This is a genomic window from Corynebacterium falsenii (assembly GCF_020099275.1).
Taxonomy (GTDB): domain Bacteria; phylum Actinomycetota; class Actinomycetes; order Mycobacteriales; family Mycobacteriaceae; genus Corynebacterium; species Corynebacterium falsenii.
Window position 1 is genome coordinate 1,444,116 of the sequence record NZ_CP083646.1, and the last position, 15,717, is coordinate 1,459,832.

At 62.6% G+C, this 15,717-nt stretch carries 12 protein-coding genes; 8 read left to right on the plus strand and 4 right to left on the minus strand.

The features are described 5' to 3' along the window. Positions 1–102 precede the first annotated feature (102 nt). From dnaE to LA343_RS06420, 4 genes are all read left to right on the plus strand, one after another. Positions 103–3,678 (plus strand): DNA polymerase III subunit alpha, encoded by a 3,576-nt coding sequence (gene dnaE, locus LA343_RS06405; protein ID WP_025402519.1) that lies wholly within the window; start codon positions 103–105, stop codon positions 3,676–3,678. Next, positions 3,675–4,163 carry a hypothetical protein gene (locus LA343_RS06410; RefSeq protein WP_025402520.1) on the plus strand — a complete coding sequence of 163 codons (489 nt, stop codon included), beginning with the start codon at positions 3,675–3,677 and terminating at the stop codon, positions 4,161–4,163. The genes dnaE and LA343_RS06410 overlap by 4 nt, the downstream gene beginning before the upstream one ends. Continuing rightward, positions 4,160–5,263 carry a HoxN/HupN/NixA family nickel/cobalt transporter gene (locus tag LA343_RS06415; RefSeq protein WP_025402521.1) on the plus strand — a complete coding sequence of 368 codons (1,104 nt, stop codon included), beginning with the start codon at positions 4,160–4,162 and terminating at the stop codon, positions 5,261–5,263. The genes LA343_RS06410 and LA343_RS06415 overlap by 4 nt, the downstream gene beginning before the upstream one ends. A gap of 194 nt (positions 5,264–5,457) precedes the next feature. Continuing rightward, entirely contained in the window at positions 5,458–6,864 is a 1,407-nt protein-coding gene (locus LA343_RS06420; RefSeq protein WP_025402522.1) for a PepSY-associated TM helix domain-containing protein, read from the plus strand. Here the strand turns inward: LA343_RS06420 and treZ are convergent. Next, complete coding sequence (gene treZ, locus LA343_RS06425; RefSeq protein ID WP_025402523.1) at positions 6,783–8,420, minus strand: malto-oligosyltrehalose trehalohydrolase; 1,638 nt, start codon at positions 8,418–8,420, stop codon at positions 6,783–6,785. The two genes, LA343_RS06420 and treZ, sit on opposite strands and share 82 nt — an antisense overlap. A gap of 31 nt (positions 8,421–8,451) precedes the next feature. On the opposite strand from treZ, the gene LA343_RS06430 reads away from it, so the two are divergent. From LA343_RS06430 to LA343_RS06440, 3 genes are read left to right on the plus strand one after another with little or no spacing between them, the layout of a single operon-like run. Then, entirely contained in the window at positions 8,452–9,096 is a 645-nt protein-coding gene (locus tag LA343_RS06430) for an IMPACT family protein (protein ID WP_025402524.1), read from the plus strand. Positions 9,097–9,110: 14 nt separating this feature from the next. Continuing rightward, complete coding sequence (locus LA343_RS06435) at positions 9,111–9,347, plus strand: hypothetical protein (protein WP_025402525.1); 237 nt, start codon at positions 9,111–9,113, stop codon at positions 9,345–9,347. 4 nt (positions 9,348–9,351) lie between these two features. After that, positions 9,352–9,705 carry an RNA-binding S4 domain-containing protein gene (locus LA343_RS06440; RefSeq protein ID WP_025402526.1) on the plus strand — a complete coding sequence of 118 codons (354 nt, stop codon included), beginning with the start codon at positions 9,352–9,354 and terminating at the stop codon, positions 9,703–9,705. Here the strand turns inward: LA343_RS06440 and LA343_RS06445 are convergent. Both LA343_RS06445 and treY read right to left on the minus strand, forming a co-directional pair. Continuing rightward, positions 9,677–10,684: a GTP pyrophosphokinase gene (locus LA343_RS06445; protein ID WP_025402527.1), complete on the minus strand. Its 1,008-nt coding sequence runs from the start codon at positions 10,682–10,684 to the stop codon at positions 9,677–9,679. The two genes, LA343_RS06440 and LA343_RS06445, sit on opposite strands and share 29 nt — an antisense overlap. Before the next feature lie 43 nt (positions 10,685–10,727). Then, the gene (gene treY, locus LA343_RS06450; protein ID WP_025402528.1) at positions 10,728–13,061 is read right to left on the minus strand and encodes a malto-oligosyltrehalose synthase; all 2,334 of its coding nucleotides are present in this window, start codon (positions 13,059–13,061) and stop codon (positions 10,728–10,730) included. A gap of 342 nt (positions 13,062–13,403) precedes the next feature. Here treY and LA343_RS06455 point away from each other — a divergent pair, with 342 nt between their 5' ends. Further along, positions 13,404–14,840 (plus strand): cation:dicarboxylate symporter family transporter, encoded by a 1,437-nt coding sequence (locus LA343_RS06455; RefSeq protein ID WP_039910896.1) that lies wholly within the window; start codon positions 13,404–13,406, stop codon positions 14,838–14,840. A 46-nt stretch (positions 14,841–14,886) separates the two neighbouring features. Here the strand turns inward: LA343_RS06455 and LA343_RS06460 are convergent, their stop codons facing one another. Next, positions 14,887–15,657: a BRCT domain-containing protein gene (locus tag LA343_RS06460; RefSeq protein WP_025402530.1), complete on the minus strand. Its 771-nt coding sequence runs from the start codon at positions 15,655–15,657 to the stop codon at positions 14,887–14,889. Positions 15,658–15,717 lie beyond the last annotated feature (60 nt).

Below are 15,717 nucleotides of genomic sequence, written 5' to 3' on the forward strand. Positions count from 1 at the left end.
ATAGTTGTGCGCACATCACATTTGCTGGTTTGAGTGATTCTCGTTGGCGGTATTTTTGGGCGGTATTTTTGGGCGGGGCATCACGCGCTAAGATGGCGCAGCATGAGCGGTTCTTCCTTCGTCCATCTGCACAATCACACTGAATACTCCATGCTGGACGGCATGGCGAAGGTGGACATGCTCGCCGAAGAGGTGGTTCGCCAGGGAATGCCGGCCGTGGGCATGACTGACCACGGCAACATGTACGGCGCCGATGCGTTCTACCGGGCGATGACGGCGGCGGGGGTCAAGCCCATCATCGGCATCGAGGCGTACCTCGCACCGGAATCGCGTTTCAACCAGCAGCGCGTGCGGTGGGGCAAGCCGGAGCAGAAGTCGGACGACGTCTCGGCCTCCGGTGCCTACCTGCACCAGACCATGATCGCGGAGAACGCGACGGGCCTGCGCAACCTGTTCTACCTCTCCTCGATGGCCAGCTATGAAGGCCAGCTGGGTAAGTGGCCCCGCATGGATGCCGAGCTCATCGCCGAGCACGCGGAGGGCATCATCGCCACGACCGGTTGCCCGTCGGGTGACGTGCAGACCCGCCTGCGCCTCGGGCAATTCGACAAGGCCCTGGAAGCCGCCGCGATGTGGCAGGACATCTACGGCAAGGACAACTTCTTCCTCGAGCTGATGGACCACGGCCTGGACATCGAAAAGCGGGTGCGCGACGACCTGCTGGAGATCGGCCGGAAGTTGGAGCTGCCGCCGCTGGTAACCAACGACTGCCACTACGTGATCGAGCAGCAGGCACCCGCGCACGAGGTGATGCTGTGTGTGCAGACCGGGTCCACCCTGGACGAGCCGACCATCGACAACGGCGGTAAGCGCTTCGCCTTCTCCGGTAGTGGCTACTACCTGCGCACGGCCGAGGACCTGCGGGCACAGTGGGACAAGGAAGTGCCCAAGGGTTGCGACAACACCCTATGGGTGGCCGAGCGCGTGCAGGATTATAGCGAGGTGTGGGAGGAACACCCGCACGACCGCATGCCCATCGCCGACGTGCCGGAGGGACACACCCCGACCTCGTGGCTGACCCACGAGGTCATGCGTGGTCTGGAGGAACGCTTCCCCGGCAAGCCCGTGCCCACGGAGTACATCGACCGCGCGAAGTACGAAATCGGCGTGATCGACATGAAGGGCTACCCTTCCTACTTCCTCATCGTGGCCGAGCTCATCAAGCATGCCCGCTCGGTGGGCATCCGCGTAGGCCCGGGCCGTGGCTCCGCCGCGGGCGCGTTGGTGGCCTACGCCCTGACCATCACGAACATCGACCCGATGGAACATGGCCTGCTGTTCGAGCGCTTCCTCAACCCTGAGCGTCCCTCCGCACCCGATATCGATATCGACTTCGACGATCGCCGCCGCGGTGAAATGATCCGCTACGCATCGGACCGTTGGGGCGAGGACAAGATCGCCCAGGTGATCACCTTCGGCACGGTGAAGACGAAGCAGGCCATTAAGGACTCCGCCCGTGCCCACTACGGGCAGGCGGGATTCCAGATGGCAGACCGCATCACCAAGGCGCTGCCGCCGGCCATCATGGCCAAGGACATTCCCCTGCACGGCATCACCAACCCCGAGCACGAGCGCTACAACGAAGCCGCCGAGGTTCGTCAGCTCATCGAGACGGACCCGGATGTGGCGAAGATTTACAAGGATGCGCTGGGCCTGGAGGGCGTGGTTCGCCAGGCCGGCGTGCACGCCTGTGCGGTGATTATGTCCAGCGTTCCGCTTCTGGACTGCATCCCGATGTGGAAGCGCAAGCAGGATGGTGCGCTGATCACGGGCTGGCCGTACCCGGCCTGTGAGGCCATCGGCCTGCTGAAGATGGACTTCCTGGGGCTGCGCAACCTCACGGTGATTGGCGATGCCATCGACAACATCAAGGCCAACCGCGGCGAGGACCTCGATTTGGAGGGCTTGGCCACGGATGACACGAAGTCGTACGAACTGCTGGCCCGCGGCGAGACGCTGGGCGTGTTCCAGCTGGACTCCGGCGGCATGCAGGAGTTGCTGAAGCGCATGAAGCCCACGGGCTTCAACGACATCGTGGCCGCCCTGGCGCTGTACCGCCCGGGCCCCATGGGTGTGGGAGCGCACTGGGAATACGCCGACCGCAAGAACGGCCGCAAGCCGATCGTCCCGATCCACCCAGAGCTCGAAGAGCCACTGAAGGACATCCTGGAGGAAACCTATGGCCTGATCGTGTACCAGGAGCAGATCATGAGGATCTCGCAGAAGGTCGCGAACTACTCGGCAGGTCAGGCAGACGGCTTCCGCAAGGCCATGGGTAAGAAGAAGCCGGAGGTGCTGGAAAAAGAGTTCGTCAACTTCGAGTCCGGCATGAAAGACAACGGCTTTAGCGCCGACGCCATCAAGACGTTGTGGGACACGATTCTGCCGTTCGCCGGCTACGCATTCAACAAATCGCACGCGGCAGGCTACGGCTTGGTCTCGTATTGGACCGCCTACCTCAAGGCCAATTACACGGCCGAGTACATGGCGGCTCTGCTGACCTCGGTGGCGGACAAGAAAGACAAGTCCGCGATCTACCTGGCCGACTGCCGCCACCTGGGCATCAAGGTGCTCTCGCCGGACGTCAATGAATCGCGCTACACGTTCCAGCCGGTGGGCAAGGACATCCGCTTCGGCCTGGGCGCTGTGCGCAACGTGGGCGAGGACGTGGTGGATTCTATCGTTCAGACCCGCGAGGAAAAGGGCCTATTCAAGGACTTCTCCGACTACCTCGACAAGATCGAGGTGGTGGCCTGCTCGAAGCGAGTGACGGACTCGCTGATCAAGGCCGGTGCATTCGATTCGCTGGGGCACCCGCGCAAGGGCTTGGTGCTGGTGCACGAGGGCGCGGTGGATTCCGTGATTTCCACAAAGAAGGCCGCGGCCAAGGGCCAGTTCGACCTCTTCGCCGGATTCGGCGGCGACGATGAGGACACGAGCGTGTCGGACGTGTTCCGCGTGGACATCCCCGATCAGCGCTGGGAGCGCAAGCACGAGCTGTCGCTGGAACGCGACATGCTGGGCCTGTACGTCAGTGGACACCCGCTGGATGGTTTCGAGGATGCGCTGGATTCGCAGATCGATACACCGCTAACCAGTGTGCTTTCCGGTGAGCTTCCGAACAACAAGGAGGTGAAGATCGGCGGCATCATCAGCTCGGTGGAACGGCGCGTGGATAAGAACGGCTCCCCGTGGGTGATCGCCACCCTCGAGGATCACCACGGTGCCCAGGTGGAGTTGTTGGTGTTCGCCAAGACCTACCAGATGGTCGCCCCGCAAATCGTCGAGGACAACATCGTGTTGGCCAAGGCGCGGATCAGCTACAAGGACGATCGCATGAGCCTGTTCTGCGAGGACCTCAAGTCCGCGGAGCTGAGCGTGGGTGCAGGCAAGGGCGTGCCCCTGCGGCTGAGCATGCGCGTGGAGCAGGCAACGACCGAGAACATGGATCGTCTCAAACGAGTGCTGGGCCAGAATAGGGGTGATTCCGATGTATACCTCACGCTGGTCGATGGCGAGCAGGAGCTGCAGTTCATGCTGGCTCCAGAGATGCGCGTCGACAAGACCCCCTCACTTATCGGCTCCCTGAAGGCCAACTTCTGGGGTGACATCCTGTGACGGTTCCCGCTCCATTTCTCACCCGTGTGGTGTGCTTCTTCATTGACCTGTGGGTCTTGCAGATCATCGTGTCCCTGTGCGAATTCGGTGTCTCGAAGGCGGATAGTGGTTTCACGCTCGCCACGAACGTGAAAGAGGCCATTGTTTTTGCCCTCCTGCTCGCCATCCGGCTGTACGGAGAATCCACCGGGAAGAATATTTCCTCCAAGCGCTTCTTCGCCACCACCGTGAAGATTGACGGTCAGGGAGGCAGGCGAGTCGCCAATGTTGTGAAGCGCAACTCGTGGATCTTCCTTGCCATCGCCTTGCCGCTGATCAATCCGGGCCTGGCGGGAACCTCAATGTTCGTGGTGCTTCTGTTGTGGCTTACGTCCACGAGGGATCCGATGAAACGCACCCTGACTGACCTCTGGGCATCGGCGGAGGTCGTCACCAGGGATTCGCCCGCCGAACGTCCGTCGCGCCGCAAGGGGAAAGTCGAATGAACCGAAGCACATCGAACGTCCAACTGGCCGGTCCACCGGCACAACCGGCGTGGTGGCGAGACCCCGGCGTGCTGCGGGTGGTCTGGGTCAATGTGATCCTCCATGGGTTGCTGCTGATCGGTTGCCTGGTGGCGTGGTCCCAAGGACTATTCACGAGCGCATTCACCGTGGGGCTGTTGGCCACCGCCTACACCTTGGGGCTGCGCCACGCCTTCGACCCGGATCACATCGCCGCGATTGATAACACCACTAGGGCGCTGCAAAACGACGCGCGCACGCCGCAGAACATCGGAATGTTCTTTGCGCTGGGGCACTCCACCGTGGTGATTATCGCGGCAGGACTTATCGCAGCATCCGCTCGCTGGGCGAACCTCACCGAGGACTCGCCGTTCACGCAGGCGCTGGGCATTTGGGGTGCAACGTTTTCCGGGGTTGTTCTGCTGGTCCTCGCCCTGATTAACCTCAGCAAATTGCGGGTCATGCTCCGAATGGAACGGCAGCTCCGCGCAACCAACCGCCCGGTTGATGCCTCAACTACACAATCTGCGGCGCCCGAATCACTGACCTCGAACCAGCTTCCATCTGGCCCTCTGGGCAGGATTCTCGGCCCGATGGTGCAACGCGTGTCCAAACCTTGGCACATGTACCCCGTCGGATTCCTATTTGGTCTCGGCTTCGACACCGCCACGGAGATCTCGCTGCTTATTCTGGCTGCCAGTGGCGTGGCCCTCGGAGTGCCGTGGTGGACGATGCTGCTGCTGCCACTTGCTTTCACCGCTGGCATGGCCGCGATGGATTCCGCCGATGGCATTTTCATGGCGAGAGCATACCGGTGGGCACTTGACCGCCCGGAAATGAAGCTCCGCTACAACATTGTCATGACAACCATCTCGGTAGTCTTTGCATTGTTCATCGGAATTACCGGTCTCATCTTCCTTGCCGACGAACTCGGATTCACACCAGTTTCGTGGGTCAATAACCTCGAACTCGATAATTCTGGGTATTGGATTCTCGGAATCTTTATCGCCATTTATGCTGCGTCTCGGATCCGGTGGAACGTCCGTACACGCAGGCTATCGAGCGGGCTCAGGCGGGGGTAGCCGGATACCCCTTCACGAAAAGTCAGGGGAACTAACCCACCCGAATCTCCGACTATTTTTCACGAGATTCCGCACTTCTTGCGGATCGCAGGTCTCTTGACTGACGTAGACAGGTGGGTTTCATGGTTCTGATTGAACAAAAAGAACCGGCTCCAACGAAAGAGCCACAACGCCGCAGCGGGCTAGGCCCGCTGATGCGGCGCATTCACTTTTACGCCGGAATGTTCATCGGACCATTCCTGCTCGTCGCCGCCATCAGCGGCGCACTGTACGCCATCGCCCCCACGATGGAAGCCATCGCGTACCGCGACATGCTGCGCGTCCCCGAATCCTCGACCAGCGTTCCCCTGTCGCAGCAGGTGAGCGCCGCCCAAGCTGAGCACCCAGACATGCCGGTCGCGCAGATCTGGCCATCCTCCGAACCAGGAGAGACCACCCGCGTGCTGCTCAGCGACGAGTCCGTGGGCGAAGACCGCCTGCGCAGCGTCTTTGTGGATCCCGGCACCGGCGACATCGTGGGGGATGCCCCGACCTACTCCGGGCGGGGCGAGCTCCCCATGCGCTTCTGGATCTCCCAGCTCCACAAGGACCTCCATCTCGGTGATCCCGGAGCGCTCTACTCCGAGCTCGCAGCGTCCTGGATGTGGTTCATCGCCTTCGGCGGGTTGTACCTCTGGCTCAAGCGCACTCGTAGCGCCAAGAAGGCGGTCCTGGGCTTGGGCTCTGGTGGCAAAGGCACCCGCAAGCGCATCATGAACCTGCACGCCGTGGCCGGTGTGTGGCTGCTCATCGCGATGGTGGGGCTATCCGCCACCGGTATCACCTGGTCCAACGTGGCCGGCCAGAATGTCAGCACCACCGTCAAGGCACTGAAGTGGAAGGCTGACCCCATCAACAAATCCCTCACGGAAGACGGCTCCAAGGCTGAAGGCTCCAAGGCCACCGGCACCGACAGCTCAGCAGGCTCCAAGACTGAGCCCCGCGCGGTCACGCCGAAGGAAGTCGCCAACCAAGCCGCCACCGTCCTGGCCACCGCCCGCGCCGAAGGCCTCACCGGCTCGGTGCGCATGTTCCCCGGCGAGGACGTCAACACCGCATGGCAGGTCAGCGAACGCTGGGTTCCCTACCGCACCAGCTCCGATGCCATCACCGTCAACGGCAGCAATGGCAAAGTAGTCGACCGGCTCCCGTTCTCCGAGCTCCCGCTGTTCTCCAAGCTGACCTCATGGGGCATCTACCTGCATATGGGCATCATGTTCGGCCTGCCGCTGCAGATCCTCCTGTTCCTCGTGGCACTCGCCATTGCAGGTCTCGTGGTCACCGGCTACATGATGTGGTGGAAGCGCCGACCCACCCTCGGTGGCGTGGCCGGCGTGCCCGGCCCCAACACCGAGCTCAGCGCCACGGACTGGCTCATCATCCTGGCCTTCATCGGCATCGTCGGCACATTCCTGCCCCTGTTCGGAGCCAGCCTCATCGCCATGCTCCTCGCCGACCGTGCGCTGGCCAAGCGCGCCCGTCAGCGCACGTTTACCGTGGACTCCCAGGAGCCAGCGCCCAAGTTGACCCGCACCACAACCTCGGATTCTGGCGCCTCGTAGGTCAGCTCAATCCAGCGACCTGACCCGTGATCCACCGGCGGAACCGTGGGGTTCACACCCCCGTCAACCCGGTCAGCCGGGTCCTCGCTAAACCACGAGATATCCACTAGCGAGGCCTTGTCCAGCTGGTGGCGTCGACGAAGATCGAGAAGCCGACGGTACTCCGCCAACACGCGGGCATGATCGGGCTCGTCCAGCTCGGACCACTTCAGCTTCGAGTCGAGGAAAGTCTCCAGCGCCGCCGGGTCGGGAACCTCCTTCGGATCCCACCCGGCGCGGGCGAACTCGCGGGTGCGGCCCTGGCGGGTGCCCTCGTTGAGCTCTTCGCTCTCGTGATCCACAAAGAACGCGAACGGGGTGGACGCGCCCCATTCCTCGCCCATGAACAGCATCGGTGTAAAGGGGCTGGTCAGGACCAGGGTGGCCTTGGCGATCTGCTGCTCCACGGTCAAGTTCATGCTCGGTCGGTCACCGGCGGCGCGGTTGCCGGTCTGATCGTGCGTGGTCGTGTACGTCACGAACCGCCAATAGTCCGGATCGCTCACCGGCCTACCGTGCGTGCGGCGGCGGAAGCTGCTGTAGCGACCGTCGTGCCAGAACACCCGCTGGAACGTGGTGGCCAGCACCTCCACCGAACCGAAGTCGCCGTAGTAGGCGTGGTCCTCGCCGGAGACCGCGGCGTGAATGGCGTGGTGCACGTCATCGTTCCACTGCGCCACGCGGAACGCCTCGGTGTATTTCGGATCGTTCTGGTCCGTCTCGGCGATCACCCAGGACGGTTCCGCGACGTCGCGGATCTGTTCCACGAGGCTCACTGCGCCGGTATCGTCTAGGGCGTGAACGGCGTCGAGGCGCAGCCCGTCCATCCCGAATTCCTCGGTCCAGATGCGCACGGCCTCTAGGATGTACGCGCGAACCTCGTCCGAATCCGGCCCTTGGAGGTTCACTACCTCGCCCCAGCCGGTCGAGCCGCCGGCGGTGTAGGGGCCGAACATGCCCGTGTAATTGCCATCCGGGCCGAAGTGGTTGAACACCACATCGAGGACCACGGCCAGCCCCCGGTCGTGCGCGGCCGCGACGAAGCGTTCGAGCGCGTCCGGGCCGCCGTAGTTTTCGGCCACCGCGTGCCAGCACACGCCGTCATAGCCCCAGTTCCGGGTGCCGCCGCACGGCTGCAGGGGCATGAGTTCCACAGCGGTCACGCCGAGGTCCGCGAGGTAATCCAGCTTCTCAATGGCGGAATCCAGCGTGCCGTCCGGGGTGAACGTGCCCACGTGCATTTCGTAGAGCACTTCGCCCTGCAGGTCCCGCCCGAGCGGGGCGAGGTCCGCGCTGCCGTGCCATACCTGGGACAGGCCATGGATGCCATCGGGTTGGCGCCGGGATCTCGGATCCGGCACCACCGGGCCGCCGTCGACGGAAAATCCGTAGCGCGCCCCGTCGGTCGCGGGGATATCGCAGGTGAACCAGCCATCGTCGCCGGCGGTCATGGGATGGGAGGTGCCGTCCACAACGACATCCACGTTCCTAGCCTTCGGAGCCCACACGCTATACATGGTTCCCAAGACTAACTGCGATAATGGTGCAATGCCCACCGAGCAACCATATCTGCGACCAGCCCAGGGCCAGGTGAGCGAGACCGTGGAGATCAAACGCTCCCAGTTCATCGCCGTGGCCCAGCGCACCGATTCGGAGACCGCCGCCCGCGCCTTCATCGACGACGTGCGTTCCACCTACCCGGACGCCCGCCACCACTGCACCGCCTACATCATCCACCAGGATGGCGCCCAGCCGATCGAGCGTTCCAGCGACGATGGGGAACCCGCCGGCACCGCTGGCCAGCCGATGCTCGAGGTGCTGCGCGGCCGGGAGATTCTGGACATCACGGTGGTGGTTGTCCGGTACTTTGGCGGAGTTCTGCTGGGCACCGGTGGGTTGGTGCGCGCTTACCAACAGGCCACGCGGGCTGCGGTGGATTCTCTTTCTCTCGTTCGACGCCACCACGTTGCCCTTCACCAGTTCACCGTTGGGCATGACAAGGCCGGTCGGGTGGAAGCAGAGCTGCGGGTGGCGGGTTATACGATCGCGGATGTTGAGTACTCTGCCGAGGTGACGATGACGATTGCGGCCGAACCGGGCACTGATGTTGTCGGGGCCGTGGCCAGCCTGACCGGTGGCGACGCGGAGGTGACCAGCGCGGGGGAGCAGTGGGTCGATTCGCCCGTGGCGTAGTTAGAATGGGGCGCATGACAATGAGCAATACCCCAGGTAGCGATCCCGTATCCCAGCGCAAGGCCGAGGTCCGGAAGCACAGCAAGAACATCAAGATCGCCGGTGGCGTGGCCGCCGTGAGCGTGCTCGTTGGTTTGACCGTGGCCAACAACGCGTTCTTCACGATTATCCTGCCGCTGCTCGCGCTGGGATTCATGGCTTACAGCGGGTACAAGATCAAGGAGATTGTGAACCACAAGGATCAGTGGTGAGTTAATGGTCCGCGTGGATCAATGGGTGTGGGCCGTTCGGCTGTTCAAGACTCGTACAGCTGCGGCCCAGGCGTGCAACGCCGGGCACGTGAAAATCAACGACGTTGCGGTCAAGCCCGCGCAACCCGTGGTGGTGGGCGATACGGTGCGAGTGTGGGCGAACCACCGCGAGCACATTGTGGAGGTCACCCAATTGCTCTCCAAGCGCGTGGGGGCGCCGGTGGCCCGGACGGCCTACATTGATCATTCGCCACCGCCGCCGGTGATCCCGCCGATGCCGCGCCGGGATCGGGGAGCGGGGCGACCGACGAAGCGGGAGCGGCGGCAACTTAATCGCTTGATGGGGAAGCAGCCTTGAGCGTGGTCTGACCGAGCTTCTGCCACCGGTTGCCCAACCTGCCGGGGCGGGATTCGGTGTACTTGCCGATGTGCACGGTCTTTTTGATGTGGTCGCGCCCGTAGGTGAACAGCAGCATGTCGTCGATGAGGCGCACCTGGCCGGGGCGGTAGGGGTAGTTCATCGCCTCCTCGAGCGCGGCAACGTGTTCCTCGGAGAGCAGGTCGGCGAGCTGGCCGTGGGTGGTGATGCCGTGGGTGGCGAGCATCTCCACGGCGTAGGAGTAGTACTCCGAGCGGGACGTGGGGTATTTCTCGCCAACCAGGGAGCTGATTTCGCCCGGTAGGGAGGCGGCCTCGATGGGCGCGGCTCGTTCGATCTCCGCGCGTTTGCGCTCCTCGAGGTGCTCGGCGATCATGTCGAACTGCTGGTCGGCCAGTTCGATGAGGCCCGCGGCGAGGGTGAACGCGCGGTTGATCTGGGGGTCCACGTCCTCCCTGTTCTTGTAGCGAATGTCGTGTTCGAACTCGGCCCAGGCGTGTTGCAGCACGGTGCGCAGCTGGATTTCCAACAGGGCAGGGCCATGCTTGTCGGCGATGGGGTCGCGCACGATGAGGTGCTGGCTGGCATAACCGAACCGACCGGCACGAGCATTCTCGGCGGCCTTATCGATGATGGAGACAATGTCGAACTCGTCGCTGAGCGCCTCGGTGAGCTGCGGGATCTCCGAAGAATGGAAGGTGATGACGCGGATCCCGAGCAGATCGTAGGCGGAGTTGAAATCCACATACTCCGGGTAGTTGTCGTTGGCGAGCTTCGCCTTGAAGCTATCCCGGTCCTTGATGCGCACGGAGACACGGTCGTAGGTCAGGCCCGCGTCCTCCAGGATGTCCTCGATGCGGTCGTGGAGCTGCTCGTCGGCATTGGGGTGGCGGCGGAGCCATGCGTCGTAGTTTTTCAGGGCTTGGGACGCCGTGCGGGAGGTGGGTTCATTGGGCACATTGGGCTCATTAGGCTTATTAGGCACTGTAGGCACCGTCGAATCAGCTCCCCACCCGTGTGAGGATCGCCTGGCCGCGCTCGCTGAACAGCTCGGCGAGGCGCGCTTCGCCTTGCCACATGCCCGTGTCTAGGGCGTTGCTCCACACGCCTTCCGGCAGCACAACGGTGGTGTCACCCCAGCCGCCTTCTTTGTAGAGATCGAGCGGGCGGCGGGTCACCAGCACGATGACGTTATCTCCGCGCATCATGCCGAGCACGTGGCGCTCCATCTGACCGGTGCCCATGACCGGCAGGTAGCTGGCATCATCCAACTCGTACTGCGTGCGCGTCTTCAATGCGGTGACGATGAGGTGCATGCGCTCATCATTTGGCGTTTGGATGTTGCCGCGGCCAACGTTATCCAGCGCCTCTCGGCGGGAGGCGTAGTCAATGGAGCGGCGATTATCGGGATCCACCAGGTAGTCGGTAAAGAACTCGGTGCCCTGGTAGATGTCGGGGATGCCGGGAGCCATGAGCTGCACAAGCTTCTTCGACAAATCCGTGGTCTGGGCAGCCGGTGCGATGAGATCAACGAAGGCGGAGATCTTGTCCGCCTGGTTGTCGAAGAGATCGTCGATCCAGGCGTGGATGCTGTCTTCGAAGTCTTCTTCCACGTCGAACCAGGTGGTGCGCACCCCGGCCTCGCGCATGGCCTTTTCGGCATAGGCGTGGAATCGCTCGCGCAGCTCATCGGTCAGCGGTTCCCCGTGCGGCCACACACCAATGAGGTTTTGCAGCAGGAAGTGGCAGGTGGGGCCATCCACGTACTCGATGGAGGCGCACAGCTCCGCGAACTCCTCCGGAGCCTCGGAGATGGTACCGATGCGGGACCGCACGACCTCTCCGCGCTTCGTGTCGTGGGTGGTCAGGGTCGTCATGGCGTGCGGCCACAAGCGGGCGCGCTCGGCCTGGAGGAGGTGGAATTCAGCAGGGGACAGGCCACACCGCTGCGGTGCCCCGCCGACTTCTTGCAGGCTCACGAGACGGGAGCCACGGTAGAACGCCGTATCCTCTACACCCTTGGCCATCACGGCACCGCACACCTGGGCGAAACGCGTGTTCGCTTCGCCACGGGAAATGAGTGCGGTAGCGATGAGATCGAGCGGGTCTGCCCACTCAGGGTGCTCAATGATCATCTGCGCGATCACGGTTGAGGTCACGCGCGAGAGCGATTCATAGTCGGCGCGGTAGACCGGCATCGATGCGATGAGCTCAACGAGGGCTTCCTGCAGGTCCTTATCGGAGACGTTCTCTCCATTGGTGGACCAGTTGTCGCGTCGGACAGCCGCGGCGAGGCGCCTGATCTCGGCGGCCAGTTCGTTGCGGGCCACCTCTGCCTTGAGGGTTTCCTCAGCCGCGTTGAAGGCCTCGGCATCCCACCGACTCCCGGCATGCTCGGCGGCGATGTCACCGAGCGGAAGCACAGCCCGGCGGTTGAGGAAGACACCATCGAATTCCCGCAGCGCGTCGTAACCCGTGGTGCCGTCCACGCTGAGGCGAGGATCGAGGGGCTCTTCCACACCCAGGATCTTCTCCACGAGCAACCAGCGATCAGGGCCGATGAGCGCACGGAGCTTTTGCAGATAGCCGAAGGGATCAGCCAGGCCATCGGGGTGATCCACGCGAACACCGTCGATGATGCCCGCGGCGATGAGCTGGTTGAGGATGCGGTGCGAGTGTTCAAAGACCACAGGATCTTCCTGCCGCACACCCGCGAGACCGTTGATGCTGAAGAAACGGCGATAGTTGATGATGCCATCGCGCCAGAACATGAGCTTGTAGTGCTGCCGGTCGTGGACCTGCTGCGGGGTGCCGCCTTCGGTACCCGGACAGATGGGGAAGCGGTGCTCGTAGTAGACCAACTCGTCGCCCTCGACGGTGAGGGCAGACACGTCATCCTCGCTGCCGAGCACGGGCAATCCCAGCCGGCCTCCTGCACCGTTGTTGTCGGACCAGTCGATGTCGAAGTACGAGGCAAATTCGGAGTCCTGCCCATACTTCAACACGTCCCACCACCAGGGGTTGAGCTTGGGAACATCCACTCCGACGTGGTTGGGCACGATATCGAGCAGGATCTTCATGCCGGCTTCGTGGACAGCGTTGGACAGCTCTCGGAGCCCTTCCATGCCGCCCAGTTCGGGATTGATGGTGGTCGGATCAGTGACGTCATAGCCGTGGGTGGATTCCGGAGGTGCCGTCATGATGGGGGACAAGTACAGGTGGCTCACCCCGAGCTGCTGGAAGTATTCCACCTGCTCAGTGGCATCGGCGAAGGTAAACGCCTCCGACGGGTCGGAGGCTGGGCCGCGAAGTTGCAAACGGTAGGTGGCAGACATGATCCCCAGCTTAGTGCCTAGCCCGGACATCATCTGAGGCGGTGAAGTCCAGTGTCGATCCCAGCGAGGACAATGGTGCTCGCGATCACCATTGGGGTTCTTGATAGTTGGCCGGACAGTGAAGAACGATAGAGAACTTCAACGAGCGACCAAAGCGAGCAGAAGAACGAGCAAAAGACCGAGGAAAGCTCGAGCTTTATACAGAAAAAATACGGCGAGAGACGCCGATATCACCCCATCAGGGGGTAGCTGTGACGCCTGGTCATGCAAATTTTCAGCGCTTTGGCAGCGTGTTGCCCGGAAGTGATCACCCGGGGTGCAGCAAGGAGTAATTTTCCAGCTATGTCACGCTCACCTTCCCCCTACGAAGAGGACAACGGACCGCAGATCGCGGAACCGAAAAAGCCTCGCAAGGACCGATCACACTGGCTCTACATCGCAGTGATCATTGCCGTCATCGCCGGCATCGCCTTCGGTCTCGTTGACCCCGAACACGCCAAGGGCTTCAAAGTCCTGGGCACCATGTTCGTCAACCTGATCAAGATGATGATCGCCCCGGTGATCTTCTGCACCATCGTGCTCGGCATCGGATCCGTCCGCGCCGCCGCATCCGTTGGCAAGGCCGGAGCGATTGCCCTCACCTACTTCATCGTCATGTCCACCTTCGCACTGGGAATTGGCCTGGTGGTGGGCAACCTCATTGAGCCCGGCTCCAATCTCTCAATCCCAGCATCTGGCTCCGGCGCGAAGTACGTCAAAGACACCGGCGAGGCCGGCCACGGCATCGCCGGCTTCGTGAACTCCATCATTCCGGACACACTGTTTTCGTCGGTGACGTCGGGCTCAGTCCTCCAGACGCTCTTCGTTGCACTGCTCGTGGGCTTCGCCATCCAGTCCATGGGTAAGGGCGGTGAGCCGATCTTGGCCGGTGTCGCCCACCTGCAAAAGCTCGTCTTCAAGATCCTTGTCATGATCCTCAGGCTCGCCCCGATCGGCGCGTTTGGCGCTATCGCAGGCGTGGTCGGCGAGACCGGCATCGAGGCAGTGAAGTCCCTGGCCGTGCTCATGCTCTGTTTCTACGCGACGTGTGTCCTGTTCATCTTCGTCGTCCTTGGTTCGATCCTGGCGGTGTTCGGGCGCTTCAACATCTTCAAGCTGTTCAAGTACTTGGGTCGAGAGTTCCTGCTCATCGTGGCAACGTCCTCGTCGGAATCCGCGCTGCCTAACCTCATGCGCAAGATGGAACATGCAGGCGTGGACAAGTCCACAGTCGGCATCGTGGTGCCCACCGGCTACTCGTTCAACCTGGACGGCACGGCCATCTACCTCACCATGGCGTCCATCTTCATCGCCGATGCCATGCACAAGCCCATGAGCATCTCGGAGCAGATCGGGCTCCTGCTGTTCATGATGATCGCATCGAAGGGCGCAGCCGGCGTGACAGGCGCGGGCATCGCCACCCTTGCAGCCGGTCTGCAGTCCCACCGCCCCGAACTGCTGGACGGCGTGGGCATTATCGTCGGCATCGACCGCTTCATGTCGGAGGCCCGCGCGCTCACCAACTTCGCGGGCAACTCCATCGCCACTTTGCTGGTCGGTACGTGGACCAAGACGATCGATCGCCAGCGGGTCAACGACGTCCTTGACGGCAAGATCCCCTTCGTTGAGTCCGACGACGATCCGCACGTCAACCTGAAAAACCCCACGGTGGAAAATCCCGCGGACAAGCTTCAGCCTACGCCACAGGTCGATCTCGACGAGTACAAGGGCTCCCACTAGTAGCTTTCGTGCAACGGCTCGCTGTAGCGAGCCGAGCCACGTGGCTTTACGCCTTTCCAGCCATCTCTAGGAACTGAGCGAACGGCACGATCTGGATCTCTTGACCCTTGTCTTTGAGCTCCCGGGCGCGCTTTTCCTTGGTCGTCATGCTGGACCACTCGCCGACGATGAGCATGGTCGTCTTCTTTGTCACGTTCTTCGCCACCGTGCCACCACGGCTGGCAATCATGTCCCACACGTCACCCTTGTCGTAGGGCTCCACGTCGCCGGTGACGCACACGACCTGGCCGTAGATCGGCCCGTCGATATCGGCATCCTTATTAGCCTCCGGCACCTCGTCCGGCGTGGCGACCTTCGCCCACGGTGCGGGCTGGCGCTTCTTGCCACCCTCTCGGGCGCCTCCTTGGGCGCCTTTCTTGGCACCATGGTCGCCGCCTGCTTCCGCGACGGTATCGCCGCCGTCGGTGTTGTTGTTCGACGCCGACACGGCAGCCTCCGACGATGCGGCGGCGATCCACTCCTGTTCGGAAACGTCGTCGAGACTGTAGCCAGCCTGCAGCATCGTCAACCGGTGGTCGATGGCCCGGTACAACTCTTCGTCACCAGGCGAGAAGTTGATGCGTGGGGTGGCGTCGGGAAAAAGAAGCTCGATGTAGCCCACAGAGCCATTGCCAGGAGATTGGCGATACCAGCCGATGAGGTCGGCCGGGTCGCGATCCACGTCGGGCCACAGGGATCCGGCCAACTCCGAGCGCTGCACGCGGATGCGGTCGGGCTCGATCGTCACCTCGGCGCCTCGGGCGGGTAGTGCGGTCATGGCGTCTCCAATCTCTTCCGGCTCTGATCTGGCTCTGTTCCAGCTCTGTTCCAGTACGAA

Bases quoted from the DNA above. Each gene is read 5' to 3' on its own strand.
- LA343_RS06455 (WP_039910896.1), top strand. From the start codon at position 13,404: ATGTCACGCTCACCTTCCCCCTACGAAGAGGACAACGGACCGCAGATC.
- LA343_RS06435 (WP_025402525.1), top strand. From the start codon at position 9,111: ATGACAATGAGCAATACCCCAGGTAGCGATCCCGTATCCCAGCGCAAG.
- LA343_RS06430 (WP_025402524.1), top strand. From the start codon at position 8,452: ATGCCCACCGAGCAACCATATCTGCGACCAGCCCAGGGCCAGGTGAGC.
- LA343_RS06420 (WP_025402522.1), top strand. From the start codon at position 5,458: ATGCGGCGCATTCACTTTTACGCCGGAATGTTCATCGGACCATTCCTG.
- LA343_RS06415 (WP_025402521.1), top strand. From the start codon at position 4,160: ATGAACCGAAGCACATCGAACGTCCAACTGGCCGGTCCACCGGCACAA.
- treY (WP_025402528.1), bottom strand. From the start codon at position 13,061: ATGTCTGCCACCTACCGTTTGCAACTTCGCGGCCCAGCCTCCGACCCG.
- LA343_RS06460 (WP_025402530.1), bottom strand. From the start codon at position 15,657: ATGACCGCACTACCCGCCCGAGGCGCCGAGGTGACGATCGAGCCCGAC.
- dnaE (WP_025402519.1), top strand. From the start codon at position 103: ATGAGCGGTTCTTCCTTCGTCCATCTGCACAATCACACTGAATACTCC.
- treZ (WP_025402523.1), bottom strand. From the start codon at position 8,420: ATGTATAGCGTGTGGGCTCCGAAGGCTAGGAACGTGGATGTCGTTGTG.
- LA343_RS06440 (WP_025402526.1), top strand. From the start codon at position 9,352: ATGGTCCGCGTGGATCAATGGGTGTGGGCCGTTCGGCTGTTCAAGACT.